Raw genomic sequence first — 8,568 nt, forward strand, 5'->3', positions numbered from 1 at the left:
CCTGTTCCCCCCGGTCACGTCACCACTACGGAGAAGAGGTCACATGCACCCCCACCAGACTGCGATGACGATGTTCGCCCTGGCACTGATCCTGGCGGCGGCGCACCTCCTCGGCGCGCTGGCGAGACGGTGCGGGCAGCCGCCGGTGATCGGCGAGATACTCGCCGGGATCCTGCTCGGTCCGTCCCTGTTCGACGGCGTCGTCTCGGAGACGCTCTTCCCGCTGGACGTGCGGCCGCATCTGGTCACGCTCGGAAACCTCGGCGTCGCGTTGTTCATGTTCGTCGTCGGTCTCGAACTCGACCACCGGCTGCTGCGCGGGAGCCGACGTGCGGCGGCCGGGGTGTCGATCGGATCGATCGTGTTCGCCTTCGGCCTCGGCTGCCTGCTCGCGCTGCACCTCTGGCCCGACCACCGGGTCGCCAGCCAGCTGGGATTCGTCCTGTTCATGGGGGCGGCCATGTCGATAACGGCGTTCCCGGTGCTCGCCCGGATCCTCACCGACAGGGGCATCCAGCACACCAGGATCGGCGCGCTGGCCATGGCCAGCGCGGCCATCGGAGACATGGTGGCCTGGTTCCTGCTTGCCGCCATCGTGGCGTTCACCGGAGGCCAGCGCTCCTGGCAGGTGCTACTGGCGGTGCCCTACCTCCTGGTGATGCTGTGGGTGGTACGGCCGCTGCTCGGCAGGATCGTCGCCGCCCAGGCCCGCGGCACGCGGGAACTCACCCTCGGGCCGGTCATCGTCCTGATCGTGCTGTTGCTCCTCTCCGGCGGGCTCAGCGAGTGGTTCGGGCTGCACTTCATCTTCGGCGCGTTCTTCGCCGGTGTGATCATTCCGCGGCAGGCCACCGAACGGCTGCGCACGCAGATCAGCGACCGGGTCGGCATGGTCAGCTGGATACTGCTGCCGGCGTACTTCGCGGTGGCCGGGCTGAACGTGAACCTGGCCGCGGTGGGCGGCGACGGACTCGGTGAGCTGGCGTTGATCCTGCTGGTGGCGATCGGCGGCAAGTTCGTCGGCGCCTACACCGGCGCGCGGGTCAGCGGGCAGTCCGGGCGGGCGGCCACGACGATGGGGATCCTCATGAACACCCGTGGCCTCACCGAGCTGATCATCCTGGGCGTCGGTCTCCAACTGCATCTGCTGGACACGGACCTCTACTCGCTGATGGTCGTCATGGCCGTGGTGACCACAGCCATGACCGCGCCGCTGTTGCGGTGGTCGTATCCCCGGCAGATGGTCGACGCCGACCTGCTCCAACTGTCCCAGGAGTGGCGGGAGGCGGCACGAACCGCGCCAGGCCGGTCGGTGGTCGCGCGGCCACCGGGCACGTGAGTCACCGACCCGTCCTCATCGGTATCCCCGTGCGCTGCGCGCGTTTCGTCCTTTTATGCCCTCCGGGTGCCCCATGTCACCGTCGGCCGGCCCGGTAGGCGGACGGCCGCCGGCTGGTGAGCACGGAGGTGGGCGACCCGGTTCCGTTGGTCGTGTCGAATCATCGCCTGGTAGCGGGCGATCCTTCACTTCTTCATTGGCCTGCGTTGATGTGGATGAATGTCGCAGAAACTATGCGTGCCGATCTGCGCCGAAGCGGCCTAGATGATCAAAAAGACCAAGAAGAAGGTCATCACCTATCTCTGTGGACTGATTGACGCCTCCCCGAGGGATGTATATTGTCACCTTCCGGTTACTCAGCGTCGCAATCGAGTCGTTCGTTTCCCGGAAGGTTCGCAATCGCATGATTCTGCGAGCGACATGCATGCCCGGCAGTGTGAGCCGGTTCAAATGCCGGCGAGAGCGGTCGCAGGCACTGCGGGATCGACATCAGCGCATCCGACGGAACCTGTGGATTTCCCTGGCGGGTCGCGCCGGGGCCGACTGTGCGCGCCCAAGGACCGGCACCGCCAACTCGTCGATCCGTACCGGGAGGTGCGACGGCATGGTCCGTCGCGGGTCGGCGCGCTCGGCATGCGCCGACCGTCCGATCGGGGAGTGCCCTTGCGTACCCCGGTCATCGCCGCAGTCGGAAGCGGCTCGTGAGCCGACCTGACCGCCCGCCGGGCGTCCCTTGGTTTCGCCCGCACTGATCGTCCGGACAGGTCGTCCCCTGGACGGGGCGGTCGAACCGCATGAGACACCCACCAGTGAGTCGCCACCCCACCTGCCTGCGCCCACCACACCACCACTGGAGGCATTCATGCCGGAAGTCGCACATTCCGGGCAGACGCCATGCTTTGACATCGAGTTGCACTCGCTGCTTCCTGCGGACTCGCCACGTTTCGAGATCGACTCCGAGCATGTGAAAGCGCTCGCCGAGAGCGAGGTGGAGTTCCCGCCGATCATGGTCCATCGGCCGACCATGCGCGTGGTGGACGGGATGCATCGGCTCCGGGCCGCGATACTGCGCGGTCAGGCCACCATCGCCGCACAGTGGTTCGACGGAGACGAGCAGACGGCCTTCCTGATCGCGGTCGAGTCGAACATGAGGCACGGCCTGCCGCTGTCCCGTGAGGAGCGGAAGCGAGCCGCCCTGCGGATCCTCCGCTCCCATCCGAACTGGTCAGACCGGAGTATCGCGGAGATGACCGGCATGAACGCCAAGAGTGTGGGGGAACTCCGGCGGCGTTCGACCGAGGTGGGTTCCGAGTCGTTGGCGCGCGTCGGTCGTGACGGCCGGGTGCGCCCGTCGAGCACCACCGCCGGGCGCTGCGCTGCCGCAGAGATGATCAGACAGAATCCGGCGGCCTCGCTACGGGACATCGCCCGGCGGGCCGGGATCTCCGTGGGCACTGCGCGGGATGTCCGGCAACGCCTGGCCAGCGGCCTGGAGCCGGTCCCTGACAAGGCCCGCAGGGGTGAGATGACCAATGGCGGCCCCAGGGACGCCGGCGCGGACCGCCAAGAGATGAAGGCCGTCCCCGACCTCGCACACCGCATCAAGATCTTCGACGGGCTGTGCCGAGATCCTTCCATTCGGCTCAACGAGAGCGGACGACTCGTCCTGCGCCAACTGCGCACGCAGTTGCGGAGCGCCGAGGAGTGGAAACGCCTCGCCCCCACCGTTCCGTCGCACGGCAGGAGCGCCGTGGCCGACATCCTCTCCGCCTGCGCCGAGGACCTCATCGGGATGGCTCAACAGCTACGCCGAAGCGAAGAATCGGTGGCCGGTTGACCGGCTCGTGTGGTACGGACGCAGCTCGATAGCAAACACCGGCAGCATCCCGAGCGCCCCATTCTGGAACCGCCGCGGTGCAGGCCACGGTGCCCATCCCCGCGGTGACCACCCCGCAGTCGTTGCTCACGACGACACCGGCCACGACCACCTTGTGGTCGTCCAACCAGTTGACCCCGTGGGCGCGTGCGGTTGCCCGGTGGTCGGGTCGGCCCACCCAGCCCGGCGGTGGAGCGGTGCCAACGGAGGTATCCCATGCTGCACCGTCGGGCATGTCAGATGTCAAGCAATACCTTGACGTGCATCTATCAATAACGGCATCGTCCATACATGGCGGACGCCAGTCTCAGATCGTTGCTCCGTCGCATGTGGCCGCCCGTCGTGGCTTTGGCCGCGTTGCCGGTCGCGGTCCTGGGTGCGGGCGTGGCGACCGCCCCTGCGGCTGGCGCCGACACCGTGTCGACGCTGGCCAGCACCGTCCCACCATCGACCCCGCCCGTCACACCGGCGCCACCGGCCCCGCCCGCGCTGCTCACGGCCGCCAGGGTCACCTCGACGTCGGTCACCCTGAGCTGGACCGCCTCCGTCCCCGGCTGCTGCGCCATCACCAACTACACCATCATGTACCCCGAGCCGTTCAGCGACGTGATCCCGACCACGACGGTCGGAAACGTCACCACGGCCACGATCAACATCTCGCCGACCCACCAGTACACCATCAGGGTGGCGGCCAAGGACTCGGCGGGACACACCTCCCCCTGGTCGAACCAGATCATCGTGGTGGCGCCGGCCACCGACAGCGGCCCGGACACCGTGCCACCGGGCTCACCGACGAGCCTGACCAACCGGAACGGCACGCTGTACTGGTCGGCCGCGCCGGACAACGTCGGCGTGACCGGTTACCACGTCTACAAGTTCGACGGCTGGTACACCTCCACGCTGCTCGGCACCGTCACGTCGACGACGTACCAGCTGCCGCCCTCGGCCACGACGGGACCCGGCCCGCACATCCAGTTCTACGTACGCGCCATGGACGCCGCGGGTAACCTGTCGGCCGCGTCCAACACCGTCGACGCGACCAGCTCGACGCCTCCGGCCGACCTCCCGCCGACCGCGCCGAGGAACCTGGCGGTCAGCCGGATCACCTCGACGTCGGTCACCCTGACCTGGACGGCGGCCGAGCCCGGCTGCTGCGACATCACCGGATACACGATCGGATACTTCCGGGCGTTCTACGACCTGGCGGAATCCGTCCGGGTCGGCAACGTCACCACGGCCACGATCACACTCAGGCCGGCCACGCAGTATCGCGTCATCGTGCAGGCCAGTGACTCGGGCGGGCACAGTTCACAGTCGTCGGATCCGCTCACCATCATCACCCCGGCGACCGACACCGGCCCCGACACCGTGCCGCCGAGCGCCCCAGGGACGCTGACCGTCAGCGACGTGACCACCACGTCCGCCAAGCTGAACTGGACACCCTCGACGGACAACGTCGGGGTGACCGGTTACCACGTCTACCGCTGGGACGGGGTCTTCACCTCGACGCTGGTGGCCACCGTGCCGGGCACCAGCTACCCGGTGTCACTCGCGCCGTCCGTGCCCAACCGCTACTACGTACGGGCCCGGGACGCGGCGGGCAACGTGTCGATCGCGACCAACGAGGTCCGGGTCGACCCGCCGACCGGCCCGACCACTGCGCCACCCAGCCCCACCTGCGCGGTGACCTACCAGAAGCAGTCGGAATGGCCCGGCGGATTCGTCGCCGACGTCACGATCGAGAACACCGCCACGACCGCCGTCGACGGCTGGGCCCTGGCCTTCACCTTCCCGGGTGACCAGCGGATCACCACGCTCTGGAGCGCCACCTACGCCCAGTCCGGCTCCGCCGTCACGATCCGCAACGCCAGTTGGAACGGCACGATCGCGGCCGGCGCGAGCGTTTCGTTCGGTTTCCAGGGTACGTGGAGCGGCAGCAACGCGGCCCCCACGAGCTTCTCCCTCAACGGCACCCCCTGCCGGTAAGGAAGGGCCCCCTTGCTGTCGCTTTCCGGATAGGAGGGGGCCTCCTCACCTCCGGGGCCCGCACCGAGCTCAGCTGGCGACCTCGGTTAGCCGGCGGTGAGGGGCCGACGTGTGGTGCCGGGACGCAGCACAGCTTCATCCGGACCGATACGGTGGATCGGCGCGGCGTCAACCGGCACCGAGGCAGACGAACGCCGCCGCAGTGGCCTGGGCGGTGCTGTCGCCGGGGGTGACGAAGGCCTGCTGGGCGTCGGCGAGAGCCTGTGCCGGGCGGATACCGGCCCGCATCCGTCGGTGCAGGTCCAGCATGAGCGCGGTGGTGGGGTCGGCCGGCACCGGCAGCACGGTGGCGATCAGGCATCCCGCGCCCAGGGCGAGCAGCACGGCGGTGAAGCCCATGACCTCGTCGCCGGGACGCACCCCGGTCAGCCCCGAGTCGCACGCGGAGAGCACCACGCAGCCGGGCGGACGGGAGACCCGTTCCCACTCGTACGCGAACAGCGGTCCGTTGGCCAGCTCCAGGGTGGAGAACTGTGGATTGTCGGCACGGAAGGTGCCATGGGCAGCGATGTGGACCAGGCCGGCCCCGTCCAGCGCCGCGGTCAACGCGTCGGCGGTGGCGTCCGCACCGGTGAGCAGTGTGGCCCCGGGCAGCACCTGCGCGAGTCGGCGTACCTCGGCCCGGCCAGCCGGCAGCCGCGGCCCGCAGGCCAGGACCGAGGGCCCGGCCGATGGTTGCCGGCCGTCCGCCCTGAGCCAGGCCGTGGCCGACGGGGCAACCGTCACGGGGCGTCCGGCGCAGGTCGGCAACCCCGACCACGGAACGGCGTGCAGGGCCCCGACCGGCACGATCACCAGGGGACGGTCGCCGAGCTGCCGCCGCAACGGATCGAAGAGCTGGTGGTCCAGTGCGGCTGCGGCGTGCCGTGCCCCGGCCCGCGCGGTGGTCGTGTCGCCGGTGGTGACCAATCGGCGTAGGGCGAACCGGTGCCACCGGGCCAGGTGCACCGCCTCGGCGAGCGGGCCGAGGTCGTGCAGGCTGGCCCGGCCATCGCGGACCAGCACCGCCCGGAGCCGGTCGCCGTGGGCGACCAGCTCGACCAGCACGCGGGGGCCGAGCCGCCCGGCGAGCATGCCCACGCCGGGCGGGGTCACCACGCCGGTCCCGCCGGGCACCCGTCGGGCCAGGTCCTGGATGCGCTGTTCCAGCCGCGACTGCCGGCTGCGTAGGGCGTGGGCCGGCCGGCCGGCCAGCACTGCGTCCTCCAACAGGCTGCTGACGAGCCTGAGCTCGGTGAGCGCCGCGAACAGGTCCGGGTCGTCAGGGGGCAGCGCCGGCCGCATCCGCAGTGTGTTGGCCCGCCAGCGTTCGGCCCAGGCCAGGGTCCGGGCCGGGGAGCCGGCCCGGACCGCGATGTCGAGGCCCTCGGCGGCCAGTTCCTGCCCGTACGTCCCGCTGTGGGCCCGCAACTCAGTGGCACCGAGCGACGTGCGGTGCCGGTCGAGTACGGCCAGCCCTCGGCGCAGTGCCCGGGCCGCGCCGGGGTCGTCCCCGGTGAGCCGACGCGACCGGGCCAGGGCGTACCAACCCTGGGCGCGGCGGGGGGCGGTGCCTCGACGGCGGGCCTGGGCGGCCACGTCGAGCAGGGCGACGGCTCGGCCGACGCGACCCGAGGCGGCGGCCAGCAGGCCGGCTTCGATGCGGGTGGTCAGCGCCGGGCCGGGCCATCCGGTGGCGTCGAGTTGGCCGGCCGTCCGCACCATCGCGGTGAGCAGGGCCGCCGTTCGGGTGCCCCGGCGGAACTCCGCGCGCAGTTCGACGTGCCGGGCGAAGGCGGCCCAGGTGCGGCGGCCCTGACGCCGAAATCTGACCCGGGCCTGGGCGGCAGCCGCGGTCGCGGTGTCCAGGTCGTTGGCGAGCAGCGCGGCCCGTGCCTGGGCGAGCAGCGCCTCCGCGAGGTCCGAGGCCATTCCTCTGTGGTGGAGCTCCCGTACTGCGGCGGCGGCGACCTTGACCGCCTCGTCGAGCAGCGGCACCGACAGCAGCAGCTCGAACCGGTCCAGCAGCAGCGCCGGACGGGGAACGGCGAGCCGCCGGTACTCCTCGTCGACGTCGGCGAAGCAGCGCAGCGCCACTGCGATTTCGCCGCGTTGCCCGGCGGCGATGCCGCTGTTCCAGCGGGCGTCTGCCGCCGCGAGGTCGAGTCCGAGCCGGTGGAAGACAGCCGCCGCCCGGGAAAGGTCGTCGTCGGTGCCGCCGGAGGAGCCCCGGTGTGCGTTGAGTAGTCCGCGATTGTTGCGGGCGCGAGCCTCCAGCAGCGGGTCGTCTTCGCGTTGGGCGATGTCGATGGCGATGCCGTAGTCACGCACCGCCTCGTCATAGCGTCCGCGGTAGTGCAGCACCACCCCCCGCTGCATCCGGGCGCGGCCGGCGTCGGCACCGGTGAGCTGGGGCAGCGCGGCGGTCACGGCCCGCAGCGCCGCAGCGGTACGACCGGCATTGGCCAGCACGTACCCGAGGCTCATCCGGGCCAGTGCCTGGGTACGGGGTGTGCCGGCGGCTCGTACCGCCCGGCGTAGGTGGCGCAGTGCGCCGGTCAGGTCGTTGAGCTCGCGCAGGGCCAGGCCGATGGCCCGCTCGGCGGTGGAGCGCTCGTCGTCGTCGGCGGTCTGGCTGGCGAGCACCTGGTGGGCGATCGTGATCGCCTCGGGTGGGTATCGCTGGACGGCGTCGAGCGCCGCCTGGGCCGTCACGGCACCGGAACCGGTGCTGTCGGGCATGCCATAGAGAGTCCACGACGAACAGCCGCGAGTCAATGTCGGAAATCCGTCGCGGGAATGTCGTCAATGGGTGTCCTGCTGGTTGTGCGATTGACAAGCAGCGATGGTTTGGAATAATTGGCGGTCGGGGAATTCGCCACGCCTGCCATCGGTGGGCGCGCTTCTCTCAAGAGCATGGAGGATCCGTGCCGCCGTCTGACCACCCTACCGTGCCGGGCCCGGCCGGCCGGATGTCCCGACGGCGGATCCTGGCGCTGTCGGCGCTGGCGGCGGCGGCACCGTTCGGCGTCGTGCCGCGCCCGGCCCCGGCTGTCGGTGGCGACACGGACGCCGGTGCCTACCAGAAGGCGTTCGAAGCGGCGCTGGCCGCCGACCAGAACGTGCGCCGGTACACCGCAGCGAGCCGGGAGATCCTCTACCGGCCCCGGCAACTGCTCGCTGCCGACGTCGACGTCCAACGGGTCGCCACCTGGTTGCGCACCCATGACTATCCAGTGAGCCTTTCCGCGTAACGGGTCGTGGCGTTGGGTGATCAGGTTGTGCGGTTGTGCTCGACGTGCAGGAGTACGAGGGCCGCTGCGGTGAT

Annotated in this window: 5 protein-coding genes; 4 read left to right on the forward strand and 1 reads right to left on the reverse strand. The window is 70.4% G+C overall.

The window, feature by feature from the left end; translation table 11 throughout:
• Nucleotides 1-64: 64 nt before the first annotated feature.
• The 3 genes from ACIG87_RS26040 to ACIG87_RS26050 all read left to right on the forward strand — a co-directional run bounded on the left by ACIG87_RS26040 (nucleotide 65) and on the right by ACIG87_RS26050 (nucleotide 5,201).
• Nucleotides 65-1,339 carry a cation:proton antiporter gene (locus ACIG87_RS26040; RefSeq protein ID WP_396853970.1) on the forward strand — a complete coding sequence of 425 codons (1,275 nt, stop codon included), beginning with the start codon at nucleotides 65-67 and terminating at the stop codon, nucleotides 1,337-1,339.
• An 862-nt stretch (nucleotides 1,340-2,201) separates the two neighbouring features.
• Complete coding sequence (locus ACIG87_RS26045; protein ID WP_396853971.1) at nucleotides 2,202-3,176, forward strand: transcriptional regulator; 975 nt, start codon at nucleotides 2,202-2,204, stop codon at nucleotides 3,174-3,176.
• A 423-nt stretch (nucleotides 3,177-3,599) separates the two neighbouring features.
• Nucleotides 3,600-5,201 (forward strand): cellulose binding domain-containing protein, encoded by a 1,602-nt coding sequence (locus ACIG87_RS26050; RefSeq protein ID WP_396853972.1) that lies wholly within the window; start codon nucleotides 3,600-3,602, stop codon nucleotides 5,199-5,201.
• A gap of 168 nt (nucleotides 5,202-5,369) precedes the next feature.
• On the opposite strand, the gene ACIG87_RS26055 is transcribed toward ACIG87_RS26050, so the two are convergent.
• Nucleotides 5,370-7,982 (reverse strand): CHAT domain-containing protein, encoded by a 2,613-nt coding sequence (locus ACIG87_RS26055; RefSeq protein ID WP_396853974.1) that lies wholly within the window; start codon nucleotides 7,980-7,982, stop codon nucleotides 5,370-5,372.
• 185 nt (nucleotides 7,983-8,167) lie between these two features.
• On the opposite strand from ACIG87_RS26055, the gene ACIG87_RS26060 reads away from it, so the two are divergent.
• Entirely contained in the window at nucleotides 8,168-8,494 is a 327-nt protein-coding gene (locus ACIG87_RS26060) for a hypothetical protein (protein WP_396853975.1), read from the forward strand.
• Nucleotides 8,495-8,568: the final 74 nt, after the last annotated feature.

Origin of the sequence: Micromonospora sp. NPDC051925 (assembly GCF_044548625.1) — a bacterium.
Lineage (GTDB): Bacteria > Actinomycetota > Actinomycetes > Mycobacteriales > Micromonosporaceae > Micromonospora.

Coding starts and splice junctions, on each gene's coding strand:
- ACIG87_RS26040 (WP_396853970.1), top strand. CDS start 65: ATGACGATGTTCGCCCTGGCACTGATCCTGGCGGCGGCGCACCTCCTC.
- ACIG87_RS26045 (WP_396853971.1), top strand. CDS start 2,202: ATGCCGGAAGTCGCACATTCCGGGCAGACGCCATGCTTTGACATCGAG.
- ACIG87_RS26055 (WP_396853974.1), bottom strand. CDS start 7,982: ATGCCCGACAGCACCGGTTCCGGTGCCGTGACGGCCCAGGCGGCGCTC.